The following is an 18,848-nucleotide window of genomic DNA, read 5'->3' as shown; positions in this document are numbered from 1 at the left end:
TGATAGAATAGAGGCAATCTAATATATCAGATATTTTTAAAACTTAGTAAATCCAGAATAATTTATGCATTTTGCAGCAAATCAGGTTGCGAATCATCTATAATGTTACAATTTTTAACATTTTGAAAAATGAATCAAATATATCAATCGGGAGGGAAAAAATGAAAGCTTTATTGCTGAAAGAGAAATATCAGCTTGAAATGGCGGAATATGACAAGCCAGTCAGGGGAGAGCAGGAAGCCCTGATTCGTGTAATCGCAGTCAGTGTCTGCGGATCCGATATTCATTCCTATAAAGGAGAAAACGCACTTCTTACCTATCCGCGCGTGATGGGGCATGAAGTTTGCGGTGAAATTGCTGAAGCTCCTGCCGATGGTGGATTTCTGCCGGGTGATCGGGTTGTACTGATACCATATTTAAATTGCGGACACTGCATAGCGTGCCGAAAAGGAAAAAGCAACTGCTGTGAAGATCTGACTGTTTACGGTGTTCATAAGGACGGCGCAATGGCAGAATATATCACTGCCCCCATTTCGCACTTAATTAAAATACCGGATGGAATGGATGCGCGTGCTGCGGCTGTGATTGAGCCTCTTGCAATCAGCGCGCATGCGGTCTGGAGAGCGCAAATACACCCGGGAGAAACGGTGCTTGTAGCAGGGGCCGGACCAATTGGTCTGGGCGCGGCAGAAATAGCGAAAACCTATGGCGCCCGTGTGTTAATCGCTGATACAGATGAAAAGCGAAGAGCATTTGTAAAAGAACGCTTTGGATATGAACAGCCGCTCAATCCGCTTGCATCTGACTATCGCAATTTGCTTGCCGAGTTAACAAACGGTGATTTCCCTGATAAAATTATTGATTCAACAGGAAACAACCGTTCAATGGAGGCCAACATTCAAAACCTCTGCCAGGGCGGACGCATGGTATATGTTGGAATCTGGCAGGCTGATCTGACCTTCCGCCATCTGGATTTTCATAAGCGTGAGGCAGAATTGGTTGGGAGCCGTGGTGCCCGCAGGGAAGATTTCTTATATGTGATCGACTGCATTGCCCAGAAAAAGCTGTTCCCGGAACGATTTATTACCCATGAAGCTTCTTTTAATCAATCAAAAGAAGCTCTTGAAGAATGGATTTCTAAAGGAGGAGAAGTCTTTAAAGCCGTTATAACCATGGAATGACATCACCAGCTATTGAAAGTGAGGAGAAACTATGAAATTAAAAGCATTCTTGTCTTCTGTTTTGGCAATCTCATTGACTGCCGGTTTATTGAGTGCCTGCGGTTCCAAGCCGGCATCCTCCGCGTCTTCTTCACAGCAGCAGCCATCCTCTGCCAGCCAGTCGGCGGCGGAAGGGGCCGAGCCCGTCCTGCTGCAAATTGCGTATGAGAATAATCCTGGCGAACCGATTGACCTTGCATGCAACGAGTGGAAAAAGCTTCTGGAAGAAAAAAGCGGCGGGTCCATGAAAGTCGAGCTGTTTCCTTCCAGCCAGCTGGGAAGTAAAACCGATCTGATCGACCAGATGCTTGCAGGTGCACCGGTATGCACCATAGCGGACGGTGCGTTTTACGCAGAGCGTGGCGTTCCTGATTTCGGAATCGTCTTTGGCCCTTATCTTTTCGATTCCTGGGACGAATGCTGGAAGCTGACAAAGAGCGACTGGTATCAGGAGCAAAGTAAAAAGCTCGAGGATGCGGGGCTGAAAATACTGGCATCCAACTGGGTTTATGGCGAACGGCACACCCTGACGAAAAAGCCGGTACATACTCCGGATGACTTAAAGGGAATGAAGATCCGTGTTGCGAACAGCATTATCTTCATAAAGGGCTTCGATGTTCTTGGTGCAACCCCTACCCCTATGGCGCTGGGAGATGTTTATACCGCGTTACAGCAGGGAACCATTGACGGGCTGGAAAATCCGCTGCCGGTTCTTTATAACGGAAAATTCCAGGAAGTTGCAAAATATCTTGTTCTGGACGGACATGTAAAGAATTTTACAACCTGGACAGTGGGCACAGACTTTTTTAACAGCCTGACTCCGGAACAGCAGAAACTTTTGGTGGAAACCGCTGAAGAAGCCGGCGTGAAAAACAATGATTTCCAGGCGGCTGCAGAGCAGGAAGTGCGGGAGAAGCTGATCGCCGACGGTGTGACCATTTACGAGCCCACCGCGGAAGAAAAAGAACTGTTCCGTCAAGCTGCGCTTAAATTCTATGAAGATCCGGAAATTTGCGGAGCTTGGACCGACGGACTTTATGATACCGTAAACGCAATTTTAAAGGCGTAATTCGCCCTGGGGGACTATCAGGGGGGAAAGCACTTTGCTTTTCCCCCTTTCTTTTAGAAATGGAGGGTATGAAATGCCTGGGAAAAAGTTGCTTCAGCGTCTTCTAAATGTGGATGTCCTGCTGGCAGGCGTGTGCCTGATCATCTTGGTGAGTATCACATTTGTGGGCGTTATTATGCGTTATTTTTTCAGTAATCCTTTTGTTTGGCAGGAGGAAATCCAGCTTTGGCTGTTTCTTTGGATCGCATTTTTTGGAGGAAGCGCCGCTTTTCGAGAGAAGAGCCATGTCGAAATTGATGTGATCGTGGAACTTCTGCCCCAAAAAATACAGAAAGTGATCCAAATCCTGATTTATGCCTTGGTTGTTATTGTGCTTGGTTATCTGTGCCTTAAAGGAATGATGATGATACAGCAATTTATTGCCACAAATAAGTCAACCTTTGTATTAAGTGTCCCAAGCTCCTTAATATACTCTGTGGTTCCCGTCGGATGTGTGCTCATGATCATCAATTATACCATTGTTGAATGGCGGGACCTGTTTAAAAGGCAGACTGATGCCGGGGAGGATGAACAATGAATCCAATTATAATTGCTACTGTTGTTCTTTTGGTGGCACTGTTTATGAAAGTCCCGGTCTTTATTTCAGTTTTGGCGGGATCAATGTCCTATTTCATGCTGGCTTCAGGTGTTCCGGCGCAGATTTTCTCTCAGCGTGTCTCGTCCGGAATGGAAAGTATTACACTGCTGGCAGTTCCGTTTTTTGTTGCCGCAGGCGTGTTTATGAACTATTCCGGCGTTACCAAGCGCGTTATGGACTTCTGCAGCGTTGTTACAGGCCGGATGTCCGGAGGCCTCGCTCAGGTGAACATTCTGCTGTCGACACTGATGGGCGGCCTGTCCGGTTCGGCACTTGCGGACGCCGCGATGGAGGCAAAAATGCTTTGCCCGGAAATGGAACGCCAGGGCTTTTCCAAAGAATTTTCTTCAGTGGTTACCGCAACATCCTCTATGATTACGCCTTTGATTCCTCCCGGAATTGCAATGATTCTCTACGGTTCAATTGCAAACGTTTCTATCGGCAAACTGTTTGTTTCAGGAATCGGCGTGGGTCTTTTACTCTGTGCGGCAATGATGATTCTGGTGTCCCGTATCTCAAAAAAGCGTAATTACCTTCCTTTGCGTACAGGCCCTCTTCCAAAAGGAGAATTCCCAGGTGTACTGAAAAAGGCTTCTCTGCCGCTTTGTCTGCCAATTATCATCATCGGCGGCATCCGCCTTGGTATCTTTACACCCACAGAAGCAGGTTCGATTGCGATTGTTTATGCACTCTTGCTTGGGCTCCTCTACCGTGAATTGAACTGGGGCTCCTTTTGGCAGGGTATCAAAGAAACGATTATCACCACAGCTTCCATTATGCTGATTGTCGGGGCGGCATCCTCATTTGCATGGGTCCTGACACGGGAACGAATTCCTCAAAGACTGACAGAACTGATTGTACAAGTGATTACCAACAAATATCTGTTCTTGATGGTGGTGAACCTGTTCCTGCTGATTGTCGGCATGTTCATTGAGGGGAATGCCGCAATGATCGTTCTTGTGCCTTTATTGGCGCCGATTGCAGCGGCCTACGGAATAGACGAAATCCAGTTCGCGATGGTTTTCATCTTTAATATGGCAATTGGATCCCTTTCTCCGCCAATGGGCACACTGATGTTTGTCACTTGCGGCGTAACGAAATGTAAAATTAAAGACTTTATTCGCGAAGCGGTCCCTTTTTACATCATGTTGTTCATCTGTTTGATGATTCTTACTTTTATCCCATTCATGTCCACCGGCTTGGTTTCATTGGTGTATTAAATAGTAGCTTTAGCAAACCTCAATTGCTACGTTCATACAGGTACAAAAAAATAGGGGATGGCAGAAATGGAATGCCATCCCCTATTTTTTTGAAAAGAGAAAATATTACTGTCCAGTTCGCTGATAGAAGGTAACCGTTACGGATACACTCCGCTATCCCTTTGGACTGTTTTAAAAATACAATCTCCAGTTGACAAGAATCCTTTGCACAGTTATAATCATATTAATTTTATATGAATTATATAGAATGCGGCCTGTAATTTTAAAATCTGTAAAGGAGGCATCTGCAAATGTATTCCATCATTTACAAAATGCTCAGACACAATTTTAGAAACGGGCGAATGTGCCATTGTAAGCGGTGCTGACTTAACATAAATCATTTGAATGAAAGAGGTACTTACAATGAGCAAACATTCTTATAAATTTGAAACACTGCAGCTCCATGTTGGGCAGGAGCAGCCCGATCCCGCTACCGATTCCCGCGCCGTTCCCATTTATCAGACCACTTCCTATGTTTTTAAAAATTCAGCCCATGCCGCTGCCCGTTTCGGGCTCGCCGATGCCGGTAATATTTACGGACGCCTGACCAATTCCACTCAGGATGTATTTGAAAAGCGTATTGCGGCACTCGAAGGCGGCGTTGCGGCGCTTGGTGTGGCATCAGGTGCGGCAGCAGTTACCTATACTTTTTTGAATCTGGCGCAGGCGGGGGATAACATTGTGTCTGCCAAAACAATTTATGGCGGCACCTATAATCTGCTCGCCCATACCCTGCCGCAATACGGTATTGCCACAACCTTTGTTGACCCTGATGAGGAAGGCGCTTTTGAAAACGCGATCAGCGAAAATACAAAGGCAATTTTTATTGAAACCATCGGGAATCCCAACGCAACGCTGATTGATATTGAGCAGGTTGCGGACATTGCGCACAGGCATGGCATCCCGCTCGTGGTGGACAACACGTTCGCAACGCCTTATCTGGTCCGGCCCTTCGAATATGGTGCTGACATCGTCGTGCATTCCGCAACCAAGTTTATCGGCGGGCACGGTACAGCCATCGGCGGCGTTATCGTAGACAGCGGAAAATTTGACTGGGAGAAGAGCGGAAAATTTGCTTCCCTTGTCGATCCTAACCCGAGCTATCACGGCATCAGCTTTACAAAAGCGGTCGGCGCGGCGGCGTTTGTCACAAAGATCCGCGCAATCCTGCTCAGGGATACCGGCGCGACCATCGCCCCGCTGCATGCGTTTTTATTCCTGCAGGGGTTGGAGACACTTTCCCTCCGCGTGGAACGCCATGTGGAAAACACGCTGAAAGTAGTTTCGTATTTAAGCAGTCATCCGCAGGTGGAAAAGGTCAACCACCCGTCCCTTCCGGATCATCCCCACCACGCGCTGTATCAGAAGTACTTTCCAAACGGCGGTGCATCCATTTTCACCTTTGAGATTCGGGGAGGCGCTAAAGAAGCGCAGGATTTCATTGACCGGCTCGAGATTTTTTCCCTACTGGCAAATGTGGCCGATGTCAAATCGCTCGTAATCCATCCGGCTTCCACCACCCATTCGCAGCTTTCGGAGGAGGAACTCCTGGAGCAGGGCATCAAGCCAAATACCATCCGGCTTTCTATCGGTACGGAACATATCGATGACATTATTGCAGATCTTGAGGGCGCTTTTCAGGGACAGTAATTGCATATCGTTTATGAGAATAAGCCTGGGGCAGAGCCCCAGGCTTATTTGTTTCTAGACGGCTTGGCATCCTATGGCTTTGAGGTACACAGTCACTGATCCTTCGCCATCTCATAGATTGCGTCACGTTCGGCGTCGGGTGTCGATTTTTCCAGAATCACAGCAATAGCCGCAATGCCGATTACATTACAAACGAGCCGCAGCAGCATATAACGCCACCCGAGATTGGAGGCCTCGAACAGTATCATTGGGATCTTCGTAGTCGACCACGCACCGACAAAAATAAATACGTTCTTCAGATTGACACCCTTTTTCAAAAGCATGCCGGCAATCGGAAAAGAGACATAGAGAGGCCCCGCGGCGGCAGATCCCATGATAAATGCGATCACGGCCCCCTTGATTCCGGCGTCCTTGCCCATATACTTCATCATTGTTTCACGCTCTACCCAGACGTCCAATAAGCCAAGAAGAACAAAGATAGGCGGTAAAATCGAGATCATTTCCAAAAAGTTCTCTTTGGTAACAGTAAAAGAGTTTTTCCCAATTTCCGGCGCGGCAAAAAGCAGCAGAATATTGACGGCAAACAGAATCAGAAAAAAACGATATCGCTGAATCAGCATCCAGATCTTTCTCATCCGATGACACCCCCGATAATCAAGGAGACGCAGACGGCATAAATAAATGCAAACAGATTGCGCTTAATTGTTGTGCGCCTGCCAAAGAATTTCATTTCCACAGGCAGCGTCACAATGCCGACCATCATGAGCGTCGTAATAAACATGGTTATCTGGCCATATCCCGCGCCTGCTTTTAGCAGAGAGGCGGCCAGCGGAAACGCCACAAATCCCGGAATCAGCGTAATAGAGCCAAATACAGCCGCAATTGCCATCCCCAGCACACCGGACTCCCTGCCAAGCAGATGAGAGATGGCATCGGCATCCAAAACCGACAGCATCATTCCTATAATGAGCAGGATACAGAGAAACTGTGGAAGAATGTTTTCAAAAGACCTCCATGCCTTTTTCAGCACCATGAAGGTTTTCTGTTTGTCTTTGGTGAAAGAAAGAAGCAGCAGTCCTCCGGCCGCACCGTATAGGAAATAGGTAAACATCTGTCATTCCCCGCTTTTCTTGTGATGATTGCACCGGTGGCTTTGTTGGCCTTCATGCATTTGGCTTTCACGGCAGTAATCCTTGGCTTCATTCATGCAGCCGCCTTTGGAACAATTTTCAAACCTGCCTGTGCGAGGGACGTCGTGTTCCGGCATACAGGATTGGCTCTCAATGGAAGCGAGCGATTTGATGCCGGCGGCCAATTCATGAAGCACGCCTCTGTTGACAAAGTAATGCATGAAATAGCCTTTCTTTTCACCAACCAGCAAATCCGCTTCACGCAGAACCTTCAAATGCTGGGAGACGGCCGCTTCCGAAATGCCAATCTTCCGGGCCAGTGCACGGACACAATAGTTGCGCTGCAAAAGCAGTTTGAGAATGTTCATCCTGGTTTCATCTGCTATTGCTTTCAGGACCAATGCCTGTTTCATAGGTAGCCTCCATTTGATTAAGCATTTGCTTAATCAAAGTTTAGCACATATGTCAAATTAAGTCAACGGTCGTTTACCGTCACTGCACATACAAAACATTCACACGCGTCCAGCAGATCAAATGCATTCAAAAACAGCATTCTCTGTTTAATTGTAGCAAGTTTGTCTCGCCCCACTTCCAGATCCTCGAGCCGACGACGTTTGAAAAGAATCATTCTTTATCTTTGCAGAAAGTTATATTCTGTACAAGCCTCCGATATAAATTACTATATAAAAAATTACAGAGGGAAGGATGAAGATGAACACCAATATGGCAAAAGTCAAAAAGCGGGTCTGCCCGTATAAGGAATGTGTTTTGGAAAGTGGCTGGGCGAACAGCATGACGCAAAGCGCATTTTTATTCATTGCCTATGCGGTGCTGGCAACCTCTGCCTCCAGCTTTACTCCCTTAGCTGTCATTTTATACATCATTCCGCCTGTGATCGATTTATGCTTTAAGAAAATGCCGGTCAGTTTTCTGTTCTGCATCAAATGTTTTCTCCTGTTTTATGCTTTTGTCGTTGTGATGGCTTGTTTTCTGATAATTGCCGGTTCTCTAATGGATCAAGGTGCATATTATGTAATGTCTGACAACACCCTGATCCAAAGCGGGCTGTCACTGTCAAAAAGCGGCCTTGCCTATTCAATGGTATTAATTGTACCGATTCCTATTATTTTAAAGGCTTCAAAACCTGAAAGAATTGACAAAACAGTTCTTAACCAATACATAAAAAGGAGGTGACGTTTTGGCAATGGTTTTGTTATATGGCTTATTGAGTTTATATCTTGGCACCTGTATTGGTATGTATGCCAGAGTCATGACCGCAAAGAAAATCAGCCATGCTTTCCTGCCTAGTTTGATCGCCCCGTTATTCAGCTTATACTTTTGTATCTGGTGTTATTTCATGAGAAATTCGGAAGATGTCGGAAGTGATGCATATAAGCTGGCCAGAAAACACCTCGCAGACGTAATGCTGTTATTTATCGTGCTTTCTGCTCGTAAGCGCAAACTGAAGATTGAAAACAATCAAAGCGAAAAGTGGAACAACGGCGATATCTATGATGGATTAAGAGCCTATGTCTGACCGGTTTATTTTTTTAGGGTGCAGACTTCTTTCCTCTTTCTATTGGATATAAGAAAAAGAACCCGCCCTGCTGTTTTATGCAGCAGGGCGGGTTCACTATGGATAAATAATCTCTCGTTTCTCCTCGGCTGATTACATTTTATTCTATGCCGGTTTTGGAAAATATGTGCGCAACGTTAGCAGGCCGGCGTTTCAGTCAGCCGATGATTTTGCCTCTGCAAAGAATATGCCTGATATTCAAAGCTTCATCAAGAAGCACCACATTCGCGTATTTTCCGGCCTCCAAACTGCCGTAGCGGTCAAAAACCCCGATTGCTTTGGCGGGGTTGACTGCGGCACATTTTACCGCGCTGGAAAGAGGGATGCCCATCTCTTTGACCGCCACGCGGACACACTGCATCAGATTGGTAGCGGAACCGGCAATCGCCCCGCCGTCCCGCAGAACAGAGCGGTTGCCTTTTACCCGGATTGCAAGGCCTCCCAGCTCGTAATCACCGTCCGGCATACCCGTGGCGGCGATACTGTCGCTGACAAACACGATTCTATCGTCCCCAAACATGCAAAAACTTGCGCGCACCACGCTGGGGTGCAGATGTACGCCGTCGGCAATCAACTCCACGCGGCAGCCGGGTGCGTCAAACGCTGCGCCGACCACCCCGGGACTGCGATGGGAAAACGGCGGCATGGCGTTAAACAGATGGGTTACGTGGCTTGCCCCCGCCGCAAACGCCCGGGCTGCGGTATCATAATCCGCGGTTGTATGGGCAACGGACAGCACCACTTCCCCTTTCAGCTCAGAGATCAATTCGATTGCGCCCTCCTGTTCGGGAGCAATATCCAGCAGCCGGATCATGCCGCCAGAAAGCGTCTGAAGCCTGCGGAACATTCCCGTATCCGGCTTTCGGATATAGGCAGGGTTTTGCGCGCCTTTTTTTTCCTCAGAGATAAACGGCCCCTCCAGATTAATCCCTACCAACTCGGCGCTGTCATCCGCGGCCCGGAAAGACGCCGCACAGCGGCAGACCCGGGCCAGCGTTTCCTCCGGCAGGGTGACGGTAGCGGGGCAGATCGCGAGAACCCCGTTGCCCGCCTGATAGTCCGCCATGGCGGACACCGCCTCTATGGTACCGTCACAGAAGTCGTAGCCGACACATCCGTGGAAATGGATATCGACCAGTCCGGGGATCGCATAACACCCCTGCGCATCAATCAGCTCGTCCTCCGCTCCCGACGAAGTGATATAAGAGCCAGTGATAAAAAGGTCACGCTCTTCAAAGGCTCCATTCTCCGAAAAAACCCTTGCATTTTGAATTTTCATTCGTCGATTCCTCCGTCCGGAATCAGGGAAAGCGCGGCCTGATCGCCCACAAGCGTCACATTGTTGTGCAGCTGGAGGGCGGAAGCGGGAACCTGCGGTGTGACAGGGCCGCAGAACGCTTCCTTCACGATTTCAGCCTTTTCTTCCCCGCTGACAATCAGTAAAATCTGCTTTGCCTGCATGATAGAACGCATCCCCATGGTATACGCCTGTCGCGGCACGCTTTCCTCGTTGTCAAAAAAGCGCTTGTTTGCCTCGATTGTACTGGAGGAAAGGCTGACACAATGGGTGCGCTTCTCAAATGCTTCGCCCGGCTCATTAAAGCCGATGTGCCCATTGTGGCCGATTCCAAGCAGTTGGAGGTCGATGCCGCCACACGCTTGAATCAGCGTGTCGTAGCGCCGGCACTCCTCCTGCGGGTCGGGTGCCATACCGTCCGGAATGTGAATATTCTGCGGGCAGACATTGACATGATCGAAGAAATACTGATGCATAAAATAGCTGTAGCTCTGGGGGTCGCTTTGGGGCAGGCCCCTGTATTCATCCAAATTGATGGAGGTAACTTTTCTGAAGTCAACATCGCCCTTCCGATACCATTCGATCAGCTGACGATAGGCTCCAATAGGACTGGAGCCGGTTGCAAGTCCCAAAACCGAATTGGGCTTGATGATCACCTGTGCTGAAATAATATTCGCCGCTTTTCTGCTCATGTCGGCGTAATCCTTCGCTTTATAGATTCTCAATGAAATCCCCCTCTTGTGCCAGATCAAAATGTTCTGAAATCGCGGGCAGATACCTGCCCGCGATTTCAATGCGGAAGCTTATCTTACGGTATACTGGTCAACAAGCCTTTTCAGTTCATCCGCGACAAACTGTACCTGTGTGCCCACAACTACCTGCACACTGTTTTTGCTCGGACGGATGATGCCCGCTACCCCTGCGGATTTGATCTTCTTTTCGTTGACCTGCGTGTAATCTTTGATTTCGAGGCGGAGCCGGGTTACACAGCTGTCAATGCTTGTAAGATTGTCAATACCGCCCAGTCCCTCCAGAATCGTCTGCGCGATTGCTGTAAAGTTATTGCTGGCGAGTTTTATATTCATTTCGTCTTCCTCATCATCCTCACGGCCGATCGTTTTCAGATCCATCCTGACAATCAGGAAGCGGAATACGACATAGTAGATTACGCCGAACACCAGACCGATTGGAATGAGCAGCCAGGGATTTACCGCCATCGGTGCCTTGAAGCTCAGCAGCCAGTCAACAAATCCGGCGCTGAAGTTAAAGCCCGCACGGATAGGCAGCAGCGCGACGATAAACGCGGAAATACCGGTCAGCAGCGCATGAACAACGTACAGAGCCGGCGCGAGGAACATGAACGAGAATTCCAGCGGCTCGGTAACGCCGGTAAAGAAGGAGCAGAGCGCCGCGGCGCCCAGCAAACCGGCAGCAATCTTTCTCTTTTTGGTCTTTGCGGTATGGTACATTGCAAGAGCCGCGCCCGGAAGACCAAACATCATAACAGGGAAGAAGCCCGCCATGTACATGCCAGTCTGTCCCAAAACGCCGGAACCATCCCAGAATTTGGTCAGGTCGCTGATGCCCGCGACGTCAAACCAGAATACCGAGTTGAGCGCATGGTGCAGGCCCACAGGAATCAGCAGCCGGTTGAAGAACGCGTAAATACCCGCTCCAAGAGCGCCGGTGCTGACGATGCTTTCGCCGAAGATGACCAGCCCCGTATAGATTACCGGCCAGATAAAGAACAGAACCAGCGAAACCACAAGCGTGATCAGAACCGTTACAATTGCAACACTTCGCTTTCCGCTGAAGAAAGCCAGAGCATCGGGCAGTTTGGTGTGTTTAAACCGATTGTAGCAAATTGCGCCAATCAGACCGGTGAGGATACCGATAAACTGATTGTTGATTTTTCCAAACGCCGCGTTTGCCTCGGCGCCGGTAAACATCTCGATGGTAGCCGGATTTAACATTGTCTGAATGGACAGCCACGAAACCAGACCGGCCAGAGCGGCTGTCCCGTCGTTATCATCCGCCATGCCGACCGCTACACCAATCGCAAACAGAATTGCCATGTTGTCAATCAGGACTGCGCCAGCTTTGATTAGAAACGCCGCTATGATGTTGTTGGCTCCCCAGCCGGTAGGGTCGATCCAGTAGCCGATGCCCATGAGTATGCCGGCGACAGGCAGGCAGGCGACTGGAAGCATCAGGGATTTGCCGAGCTTTTGCAGGTGCTTCATCATACGATTTTCCTCCTCTTTTTCTTGTGCGGCAACCTCATACCGCACGGTTTATAAAACCCGCCGAATGGTCGGGTTTGATACGGAATTACAGGGATTCTTTCAGATATGCCGAAAACGCGGCGGCCGCCGCCGCTTCATCAGTGCCCTCAAAGGTGACCTTCAACTGGTCGCCCTGATGCACGCCCAGTCCCATGAGTGCCATGATACGCCGCGCATCCACCGTTTTGGAGGCAGTGGTGAACTTAATATCGCTGGAATACTGCGACGCGAGCTTTACAATCTGCCCCGCCGGCCTGGCATGAATCCCCAGCTTATCCTGGATAATGTGCAGAACTGTTTTCATTCGGTTTCGCCTCCTTTTGAAATCAGGTCCATTGTGCTTTCCCTGACCGTTTTTCTCAACTCCAGCAGATATGCCGGAGAAACAGACAGTTCCGTATATCCCATACGCAGCAGGGTCTCGGTGAAGCGCGTATCCGCCGCCAGCTCCCCGCAGATTCCTGCCCAGATACCCGCCCCGCGTGCGCTTTGTGCGACAAGCGACAACATTTTCAGCACCGCAGGATGAGCGGCGTCGTAAAGTTTTTCCACCTTTGGGTTCTGGCGGTCAGCCGCCAGTGTGTACTGCGTAAGGTCGTTGGTACCGACACTGAAAAAGTCCACCTCATATGCGAGTTCCTCGCTGAGCATGACCGCGGCGGGCGTCTCAATCATAATTCCGACTTCCACATTACCGGCCAGAACCCCCTGCTCCGCGAGTTCATGCAGAACCTGCCGCAGCATCTCTCTGCACCGCCTTACCTCATCCACTGAAATAATCATTGGGAACATCACAGCGGCGGTACCGAATGCGGCCGCCCGACAGATCGCCCTCAACTGGGTCTTAAACAATCCGGTATAGTCGAGAGAAACGCGAACGCCCCGAAATCCGAGCGCCGGATTTTCCTCCGGTGCAAAGCCCAAATAATCTGCCTTTTTATCCGCGCCGATGTCCATCGTCCTGATGATGACTCGTCTGCCGCCCATTGCCTCGAGCACCTCGCGGTAAGCGGCAAACTGCTCTTCCTCGGAGGGGCAGGCCGTTCTGCCCAGAAAGAGGAACTCGCTGCGGAAAAGGCCGATCCCCTCCGCGTCGTTCGCCAAAGCAATTTGTACGTCGTCGACGCTTCCGATATTCGCGTACAGCTCTATTTTTTTGCCGTCCGCGGTGACGCTTTCCATCCCCCGCAGTTCTTCCAGGCCGTACCGCCTGCCGGCCGCGTCAAGCTTCTTCTGCCGCATCCGGTCAAATGTCTGCTCATCCGGGTCTATGTAAAACTGCCCGTCACAGCCGTCGACGATCATCATTCGCCCATCGAGCGGCTGTCCGTCCGGCAGTTTTGCCTGTACAAGCGTGGGAATTCCCAGCGTACGTGCCAGAATCGCCGCGTGGGAATGGCTGGAACCGAGCCGTGTCACAATCCCCAGCACCCTGCTTTTATCCAGCTGAACCGTTTCACTGGGAGTAATGTCATCCGCAGCCACGATACAGGGCTCTGTCAGCTGGAAATCAGCGGCTGTCCCGCCGTTTAGAATATGCAGCAGCCGGTTCGCCGCATCCAGAATGTCAGCGGAACGCGCCTGCATGTAGGCATCCTCCATGTTGCCGAAAAATTCCGCAAACTGTTGTCCGGCCCTGTCAACCGCCTGTTCGGCGCTGCTTCCGGCCTCAAGTCTCGAAATAACCGCATCATTGAAATCCGGATCGTCCAGCATCATCCGCTGAACATCGATGATCATCGCTTCCTGCTCGCCGACTTCCGAGCGTACCTTTTCGAACAAGGCCGACAGCTGCTCGTCCGCCGCTTTTCTAGCCGCTGAAAACCGTGCTTTCTCCGATTCCATGTCCGGAAGGGAAAGATTCTGCTCCGTCTTGAAAGCGTGTTTTCGTAAATAAAAAATTTTGCCCTCGGCAATACCGGAAAATACCGGCAGGCCCTTTCCTGTTATCATTCACCGTACCCCTTTATGTTGCTCTTGCGCGCAGATTATTTCATGAGGCGCATGAGAAGATCCAGCTCTTTGATCGGGCCGCCATGGAACAGTTCAATGGACGCATACTCATTGGAATTCAAAACCACAACGGGCGTAATGGTATCATAGCCGGCTTTCCGGATCGCATCCAAATCGAATTCCAGCAGCAGATCCCCCCTTTTGACCCGGTCACCGACCTTGACATGCGCGGTGAAAAACTGCCCTTCCAGTTGAATGGTGTCCAGTCCGACATGCACCAAAATCTCCGCGCCCTTGTCGGTCAAAAGACTGACTGCATGGCTGCTTTCGATCAGGACCGTCACCGTTCCGTCAGCCGGAGCGACCACCCGCCCTTTTAAAGGCTTAATCGCGATTCCTTTCCCAAGAATCTCCTCGCCGAAGGTGGGGTCACTGACGTCCGTAATCGGAACGGCTTCCCCCTCAACAGGGTCGCAGATCTTCTCTTGTTTGGGATTTGCAAATATTTTTTTGAGTGTTTGAAACATGGTATAACCTGCCCTTTTGATTGTTTATTCTTTCTCCTGCTCCTCAGTCCTGATTCTTCTGATATGCAGGGCCAGATAGGCTTTTTCCTCATCGGAAATGCGGTGGCTGTACCGCTGTTCGATGAGATCGGCAATTTTTTCGCTGTGGCGGAACTCCTCCGGGTATTGGCTCGAAGTGATCCTTACCAGATCAGGGTCATGCACTTTGAGCGTTTCGGACTTGAGCACCCTCTGCGCCAAAAATTTCAAATGGATTACAAACCGCTCACAGCTGGAGGACTGCTCGTTCAGCACCACACCGAGCGTACCCTTGACAAGCTCCAGGATTGTTTGAATCAACCGGGTAATATGGATTGTCTCGCTAATGGAGGCGTCATATTCCGCATTGACAATGTGCAGCGCGATGGATGCCGCCTCATCGTCGGGAAAACGGATTCCCAACTCTTTTTCCATCAGGTCCAGTGAATATTCGCCAATCAGATACTCCGGATGATAAAATCTGCGCACCTCCATCAGAAGTGCATTGTGAAACTCCATTCCATGCTGATACCGGTATACCGCAAAACTGATGTGGTCGGTCAGCGTTATGTAGATGCTCTGATTCAGACGTTTGTCCAGGCTGTTTTTCGCATAGGTGATAATGCTGTCGGAAACCCGCACATGCTCCATCGGCAGGCTGGCGAACAAAGTTTTAAGCCGGTCCGTTTCATCCTGATTGTCCATGCGGAAAATCTTTTCAATCTGCTCCCGGGGAATTTCTCCGCCGCCCTTGGCCCGATAACCGATTCCTTTCCCCATTACGACAATTTCCCGTCCGTCTTCGTCGTATGCGCTGATAATGTTATTGTTGATCGGTTTGAGAATTTTCATAGGCGTCCCAGCTCACCTCCTTAAAAAACAAAAAGACCAAATTTCACAGAGATACACATCCCTGCAAAATTTGGTCTTGCCTGACTTAACAGTAACAACCCAACATCTATTGTCTTAACTATAGCATCGGACTTATATGATGTCAATATAAAATTTGTTTTTTGCGTATGAATTTCATACATTAATTATATATAGAACGTTATGAATTTATGGACGGCCGAATCGTTCCCTGTTGTCTGAGCCGCACAGCAACAGCTTCAGCTCAAACACGGCGCCACAGGAACCGTTAAATGCCCGGATGCTTCCGCCCATATATTCGGCGGAGGATTTGGCAATTGCCAGCCCCAGCCCAAAATTCCCGTCTTTTCCTTTATAAAAACGCTCAAACAGATGCGCCGCATCTTCCGGGGCAAACCCCGGCCCGTCGTCTTCCACGGTAATCACAGCAAAGCGTCCCTCTTTTTTCACGTCAACCCCGACAGTTGTTTTCGCATAGCGGATGCAGTTGGAGACAAGGTTGAGGAAGACCTTTCCAAGCAGCTCGCCGTCCGCCTGTGCACAAATCGCGGGGCGTTCCTTCAGAGACAGCGTGATTCCGCGGCCAATCGCCAGTCCCTCAATCTTTTTTAAATAGCCGCTTAAGAAGTCGGAAAGCTGAACAGGCTGCAGGTCCAGAGTCTGTTTTGCGCTGTCCAGACGGGACAGCGTCAGCAAGCCGTCAACCAATTCCGTCAAGCGGGCGCTTTCCGATACGATTACCCCTGCCGCTTCCTGATGATTGCTGAAAACACCGCATTGGATTCCTTCCGCATATCCCCGGATGGACATCAAAGGGGTCCTCAGCTCGTGTGAAGCATTCTGGAAGAAGGTTTTTTGCGCCGTGTCATAATTACTCAATTGCTGCGACATCTGGTTCATTGCAAGGTTCAGCGCATCAATTTCTTTCAGGCTGCTTTTTTCTTCCGACAAGCGAAAATCGCCGGCGCCGATCTGTGCCGCATGGTTGCAGAGCCGCCTGATCGGCCGGGAAATGCTCCCCGCTACCAGCCACATGGCAAGCAGCGACAGCGCCGCGAGAAACGCGGTAATCAGCAGCACCAGCTTTGCGACGCCACTGAGCAGGGAGTCTGTATTATTCACCGGAGTATAAGCGATCAGATAATTTGCCCGGGCCCTCGCGTTGTCCATCTGCTGGAAATATGCAATATACTGCCGATCGTCCAGCGTAAGGCGCTCGGTGTGTTTTTCCGATACAATCTGTCCGCCGTCCGCCAACTGCGCCGCATAATGGGCGTACAGACTTTCGGTACCCGGCTGGCTATCAAATTCTTTTGGATAAACCGGCTCAAATTTTGCGTTTAAAATGATCAGATAGGTGTCGTTTTTTTCCTTGCGCAGCAGGGTCTTCATTTGGTCGAGAAACTCTTTCGCCTGCGCGATTTCTTCGCGCCTTTGCTCTCTGCGCGTCACGGCGTCTGTACCCGCCGGCGCCTGAAAGATCTGGTCCGCAAGGGGCTGGACGGTCTGCAGCATTTTTTTCAGATCCGCTTCCGCCAACCCCTGCACATAGGCCTTTGCCGTTACATCAAAAACCAGATACGCAGCCAGCGGGAAAAGCAGCAGCAGGAGTAGCACCGGGAGGAAAATCCGGCTTTTGATGCTCATCTTTCTCATCTGTCTCCCCCCCCCCGCTAAGCCGGAAGCCAAAACCCCATACCGTTTCGATCTGAACAGAGCTGTCCTGCTCTTTCAGTTTTCTGCGCAGCCTTTTTACCAGATCGTCCGCAACGCGGGTATCCGCGTCAAAGTCAAACTGCCACAGGACTTTCAGAAGTTCCGACTTGCTTACCGCGCGTTCCCTGTTTTTGATCAGGTAAGTCAAAAAATCGAATTCGGTAGGCGTTGCCAAAAACAGATCGTTCCCTCTCCTTGCGATGCGTTTCTGGAGCGACAGTTCAAGGTCGCCGTAATGCAAAATTTCCGGATTGGCGGCAGAAGTTTTGCTCATTTCCATACGCCGAAACAGCGCTTTTACGCGCGCCACCAGTTCCAGCGGCGAAAAAGGTTTCACCAGATAATCGTCGCTGCCCAGATTAATACCGGTAATCCGGTCCAGCTCACTGTCTTTGGCGGAAACGATCATTAGTGGGATGTCGCTTTTCTGCCGGATCATCGCGCACAGGCTCAATCCGTCAATGCCCGGCATCATAATATCCAAAATAATCAGGTCGGGCGGATTTTCTGTAAAAGCGGAAAAAAGGTTGGTTCCGTCCGCGAAACAGGTTGTTTCGTAGCCCTCTTTCGACAGGAAGGTCTGGATCAGCAGCCGGATATTCTTTTCATCATCTGCTATATAAATTCGCTTGGACATCCCGGTTCTCCTTTTATCTTAATAGACTCACTATAGCATCCGGCAGTCCTCCCGTAAATACTTGCCGCAAAATTGCCGCATTTTTGCCGTTTTATGATTCCATGACTGGTGTTAAAATAAAATTGTTCCATGTAATGCAGGACAGGGTTTGTATTTGGAGAGTGCAAATTCTGTCCTGCACATGAACATTTTATAGATGATTTTAAATTTAACCACACAATTGCCGCATTTTTGCCGTGGATTTAACCCTGCCGCAGATGCTATGCTGAATGCAAGGGAAACAGGAGCCTTTTGAGCAGCCGTTTCCCAATTTAAAGTAACAGGAGCGTTATCATGAAAAAAACATTGTCCGTCTTATGTGCCGCCGCAATCCTTTGCGGCATGTCTCTGCCCGCTTTTGCCGCAGATTCCGACAAAGAAGCCAGGCAGGCATTCCGGGAATCTATTGCCGCGCAAAAACAGCAAATCAAAGATAACCGCGCCGGGCTGAAAGCACTTTCGGAATCCAACAAAGAACTCCGCGCCGCAATCAAAGAAATCATCAGGGCCAGCAAATCCGGAGAAACCCCGAATCTTACCGAAGAGCAGCTGCAGCAGGTTCAGGCTCTGCGGCAGGAAATCAAAGATGTCCGCGCCTCCTATGGGGACACAAAGGGGATGATCAAAGAGATCCTGACGGCGAATAAGGAGAATATCAAAGATATGGACTATGACGCCACAATCGCCGCGCTTGAAGAGGCAGCCAACATTCAGGATACGCGTTTGGATAAAAAGACCGATGTTCAGAACTTACTGGACGAGATCAGCGATATTTTGAATTAACCTCAACGCCATTGATCTCATTACGCCAAAACGCCGCCAGGCAATTGGCGGCGTTTTGGCAGGAGGGAAATGAGAAAAAGCAATTTTCGACAATATTCGGTTCTTAATTACTATATCGGCTAAAAATCGAATTATCAAAGAGTTTAATTAAAATTTTTTAGAAGATCTCCGTGCCAATGATC

Annotated in this window: 20 protein-coding genes; 8 read left to right on the top strand and 12 right to left on the bottom strand. The window is 49.6% G+C overall.

Annotation, left to right across the window (positions count from 1 at the left end):
- The first annotated feature begins 161 nt into the window (after positions 1 to 161).
- From C1A10_RS10285 to C1A10_RS10265, 5 genes are all read left to right on the top strand, one after another.
- Positions 162 to 1,181 carry a zinc-binding alcohol dehydrogenase family protein gene (locus C1A10_RS10285; RefSeq protein WP_101910180.1) on the top strand — a complete coding sequence of 340 codons (1,020 nt, stop codon included), beginning with the start codon at positions 162 to 164 and terminating at the stop codon, positions 1,179 to 1,181.
- 31 nt (positions 1,182 to 1,212) lie between these two features.
- The gene (locus C1A10_RS10280) at positions 1,213 to 2,289 is read left to right on the top strand and encodes a C4-dicarboxylate TRAP transporter substrate-binding protein (RefSeq protein WP_101910179.1); all 1,077 of its coding nucleotides are present in this window, start codon (positions 1,213 to 1,215) and stop codon (positions 2,287 to 2,289) included.
- 73 nt (positions 2,290 to 2,362) lie between these two features.
- Positions 2,363 to 2,866 (top strand): TRAP transporter small permease, encoded by a 504-nt coding sequence (locus tag C1A10_RS10275; protein ID WP_101910178.1) that lies wholly within the window; start codon positions 2,363 to 2,365, stop codon positions 2,864 to 2,866.
- Positions 2,863 to 4,146 carry a TRAP transporter large permease gene (locus tag C1A10_RS10270; RefSeq protein WP_101910177.1) on the top strand — a complete coding sequence of 428 codons (1,284 nt, stop codon included), beginning with the start codon at positions 2,863 to 2,865 and terminating at the stop codon, positions 4,144 to 4,146. The genes C1A10_RS10275 and C1A10_RS10270 overlap by 4 nt, the downstream gene beginning before the upstream one ends.
- 402 nt (positions 4,147 to 4,548) lie before the next feature.
- Entirely contained in the window at positions 4,549 to 5,835 is a 1,287-nt protein-coding gene (locus C1A10_RS10265) for an O-acetylhomoserine aminocarboxypropyltransferase/cysteine synthase family protein (RefSeq protein ID WP_180951090.1), read from the top strand.
- A 92-nt stretch (positions 5,836 to 5,927) separates the two neighbouring features.
- On the opposite strand, the gene C1A10_RS10260 is transcribed toward C1A10_RS10265, so the two are convergent.
- The 3 genes from C1A10_RS10260 to C1A10_RS10250 are packed head-to-tail and all read right to left on the bottom strand — an operon-like array spanning position 5,928 to position 7,378.
- Complete coding sequence (locus C1A10_RS10260) at positions 5,928 to 6,470, bottom strand: permease (protein ID WP_101910175.1); 543 nt, start codon at positions 6,468 to 6,470, stop codon at positions 5,928 to 5,930.
- A complete protein-coding gene (locus C1A10_RS10255) occupies positions 6,467 to 6,946 on the bottom strand; it encodes a permease (RefSeq protein ID WP_101910174.1) in 480 nt (159 codons plus the stop codon). The genes C1A10_RS10260 and C1A10_RS10255 overlap by 4 nt, the downstream gene beginning before the upstream one ends.
- Positions 6,947 to 6,949: 3 nt before the next feature.
- Positions 6,950 to 7,378, bottom strand: a complete 429-nt coding sequence (locus C1A10_RS10250) for an ArsR/SmtB family transcription factor (RefSeq protein WP_101910173.1) — start codon at positions 7,376 to 7,378, stop codon at positions 6,950 to 6,952.
- A 298-nt stretch (positions 7,379 to 7,676) separates the two neighbouring features.
- On the opposite strand from C1A10_RS10250, the gene C1A10_RS10245 reads away from it, so the two are divergent.
- Together C1A10_RS10245 and C1A10_RS10240 are read left to right on the top strand one after the other, a co-directional pair.
- Positions 7,677 to 8,159 carry a hypothetical protein gene (locus C1A10_RS10245; protein WP_145997724.1) on the top strand — a complete coding sequence of 161 codons (483 nt, stop codon included), beginning with the start codon at positions 7,677 to 7,679 and terminating at the stop codon, positions 8,157 to 8,159.
- A 4-nt stretch (positions 8,160 to 8,163) separates the two neighbouring features.
- Positions 8,164 to 8,502, top strand: a complete 339-nt coding sequence (locus C1A10_RS10240; protein WP_101910171.1) for a hypothetical protein — start codon at positions 8,164 to 8,166, stop codon at positions 8,500 to 8,502.
- A gap of 196 nt (positions 8,503 to 8,698) precedes the next feature.
- Here C1A10_RS10240 and nagA read toward each other — a convergent pair whose 3' ends face one another.
- The 9 genes from nagA to C1A10_RS10195 all read right to left on the bottom strand — a co-directional run bounded on the left by nagA (position 8,699) and on the right by C1A10_RS10195 (position 17,844).
- Entirely contained in the window at positions 8,699 to 9,820 is a 1,122-nt protein-coding gene (gene nagA / locus C1A10_RS10235) for an N-acetylglucosamine-6-phosphate deacetylase (protein ID WP_101910170.1), read from the bottom strand.
- Positions 9,817 to 10,563 (bottom strand): glucosamine-6-phosphate deaminase, encoded by a 747-nt coding sequence (gene nagB / locus C1A10_RS10230; RefSeq protein ID WP_101910169.1) that lies wholly within the window; start codon positions 10,561 to 10,563, stop codon positions 9,817 to 9,819. Before nagB ends, nagA begins: the two co-directional genes overlap by 4 nt.
- A gap of 78 nt (positions 10,564 to 10,641) precedes the next feature.
- A complete protein-coding gene (nagE, locus tag C1A10_RS10225; protein ID WP_180951089.1) occupies positions 10,642 to 12,084 on the bottom strand; it encodes an N-acetylglucosamine-specific PTS transporter subunit IIBC in 1,443 nt (480 codons plus the stop codon).
- A gap of 85 nt (positions 12,085 to 12,169) precedes the next feature.
- Complete coding sequence (locus C1A10_RS10220; RefSeq protein ID WP_101910168.1) at positions 12,170 to 12,427, bottom strand: HPr family phosphocarrier protein; 258 nt, start codon at positions 12,425 to 12,427, stop codon at positions 12,170 to 12,172.
- The gene (ptsP, locus tag C1A10_RS10215) at positions 12,424 to 14,076 is read right to left on the bottom strand and encodes a phosphoenolpyruvate--protein phosphotransferase (protein WP_101910167.1); all 1,653 of its coding nucleotides are present in this window, start codon (positions 14,074 to 14,076) and stop codon (positions 12,424 to 12,426) included. Before ptsP ends, C1A10_RS10220 begins: the two co-directional genes overlap by 4 nt.
- Positions 14,077 to 14,111: 35 nt before the next feature.
- Positions 14,112 to 14,603 carry a PTS sugar transporter subunit IIA gene (locus C1A10_RS10210; protein ID WP_101910166.1) on the bottom strand — a complete coding sequence of 164 codons (492 nt, stop codon included), beginning with the start codon at positions 14,601 to 14,603 and terminating at the stop codon, positions 14,112 to 14,114.
- A gap of 24 nt (positions 14,604 to 14,627) precedes the next feature.
- Entirely contained in the window at positions 14,628 to 15,473 is an 846-nt protein-coding gene (gene licT / locus C1A10_RS10205; RefSeq protein WP_101910165.1) for a BglG family transcription antiterminator LicT, read from the bottom strand.
- Between the two features lie 207 nt (positions 15,474 to 15,680).
- On the bottom strand, positions 15,681 to 17,147 hold the full coding sequence (locus tag C1A10_RS10200; protein WP_101910164.1) for a sensor histidine kinase: 1,467 nt from the start codon (positions 17,145 to 17,147) through the stop codon (positions 15,681 to 15,683).
- On the bottom strand, positions 17,059 to 17,844 hold the full coding sequence (locus tag C1A10_RS10195; RefSeq protein ID WP_101910163.1) for a response regulator transcription factor: 786 nt from the start codon (positions 17,842 to 17,844) through the stop codon (positions 17,059 to 17,061). Before C1A10_RS10195 ends, C1A10_RS10200 begins: the two co-directional genes overlap by 89 nt.
- Positions 17,845 to 18,177: 333 nt before the next feature.
- Here C1A10_RS10195 and C1A10_RS10190 point away from each other — a divergent pair, with 333 nt between their 5' ends.
- Positions 18,178 to 18,666, top strand: a complete 489-nt coding sequence (locus C1A10_RS10190) for a hypothetical protein (protein WP_101910162.1) — start codon at positions 18,178 to 18,180, stop codon at positions 18,664 to 18,666.
- Positions 18,667 to 18,848 lie beyond the last annotated feature (182 nt).

The organism is Marasmitruncus massiliensis, from assembly GCF_900186535.1.
Taxonomy (GTDB): domain Bacteria; phylum Bacillota; class Clostridia; order Oscillospirales; family Ruminococcaceae; genus Anaerotruncus; species Anaerotruncus massiliensis_A.
This window is presented reverse-complemented; position numbering and strand designations above follow the sequence as displayed.

What these genes read in the sequence shown, in the direction of transcription:
- licT (WP_101910165.1), bottom strand. Translation starts at nt 15,473, where the DNA reads ATGAAAATTCTCAAACCGATCAACAATAACATTATCAGCGCATACGAC.
- C1A10_RS10260 (WP_101910175.1), bottom strand. Translation starts at nt 6,470, where the DNA reads ATGAGAAAGATCTGGATGCTGATTCAGCGATATCGTTTTTTTCTGATT.
- C1A10_RS10220 (WP_101910168.1), bottom strand. Translation starts at nt 12,427, where the DNA reads ATGAAAACAGTTCTGCACATTATCCAGGATAAGCTGGGGATTCATGCC.
- C1A10_RS10195 (WP_101910163.1), bottom strand. Translation starts at nt 17,844, where the DNA reads ATGTCCAAGCGAATTTATATAGCAGATGATGAAAAGAATATCCGGCTG.
- nagE (WP_180951089.1), bottom strand. Translation starts at nt 12,084, where the DNA reads ATGATGAAGCACCTGCAAAAGCTCGGCAAATCCCTGATGCTTCCAGTC.
- C1A10_RS10270 (WP_101910177.1), top strand. Translation starts at nt 2,863, where the DNA reads ATGAATCCAATTATAATTGCTACTGTTGTTCTTTTGGTGGCACTGTTT.
- C1A10_RS10210 (WP_101910166.1), bottom strand. Translation starts at nt 14,603, where the DNA reads ATGTTTCAAACACTCAAAAAAATATTTGCAAATCCCAAACAAGAGAAG.
- C1A10_RS10275 (WP_101910178.1), top strand. Translation starts at nt 2,363, where the DNA reads ATGCCTGGGAAAAAGTTGCTTCAGCGTCTTCTAAATGTGGATGTCCTG.
- C1A10_RS10285 (WP_101910180.1), top strand. Translation starts at nt 162, where the DNA reads ATGAAAGCTTTATTGCTGAAAGAGAAATATCAGCTTGAAATGGCGGAA.
- C1A10_RS10280 (WP_101910179.1), top strand. Translation starts at nt 1,213, where the DNA reads ATGAAATTAAAAGCATTCTTGTCTTCTGTTTTGGCAATCTCATTGACT.
- C1A10_RS10190 (WP_101910162.1), top strand. Translation starts at nt 18,178, where the DNA reads ATGAAAAAAACATTGTCCGTCTTATGTGCCGCCGCAATCCTTTGCGGC.
- C1A10_RS10255 (WP_101910174.1), bottom strand. Translation starts at nt 6,946, where the DNA reads ATGTTTACCTATTTCCTATACGGTGCGGCCGGAGGACTGCTGCTTCTT.
- C1A10_RS10250 (WP_101910173.1), bottom strand. Translation starts at nt 7,378, where the DNA reads ATGAAACAGGCATTGGTCCTGAAAGCAATAGCAGATGAAACCAGGATG.
- ptsP (WP_101910167.1), bottom strand. Translation starts at nt 14,076, where the DNA reads ATGATAACAGGAAAGGGCCTGCCGGTATTTTCCGGTATTGCCGAGGGC.
- C1A10_RS10265 (WP_180951090.1), top strand. Translation starts at nt 4,549, where the DNA reads ATGAGCAAACATTCTTATAAATTTGAAACACTGCAGCTCCATGTTGGG.
- C1A10_RS10245 (WP_145997724.1), top strand. Translation starts at nt 7,677, where the DNA reads ATGAACACCAATATGGCAAAAGTCAAAAAGCGGGTCTGCCCGTATAAG.
- nagA (WP_101910170.1), bottom strand. Translation starts at nt 9,820, where the DNA reads ATGAAAATTCAAAATGCAAGGGTTTTTTCGGAGAATGGAGCCTTTGAA.
- C1A10_RS10200 (WP_101910164.1), bottom strand. Translation starts at nt 17,147, where the DNA reads ATGAGAAAGATGAGCATCAAAAGCCGGATTTTCCTCCCGGTGCTACTC.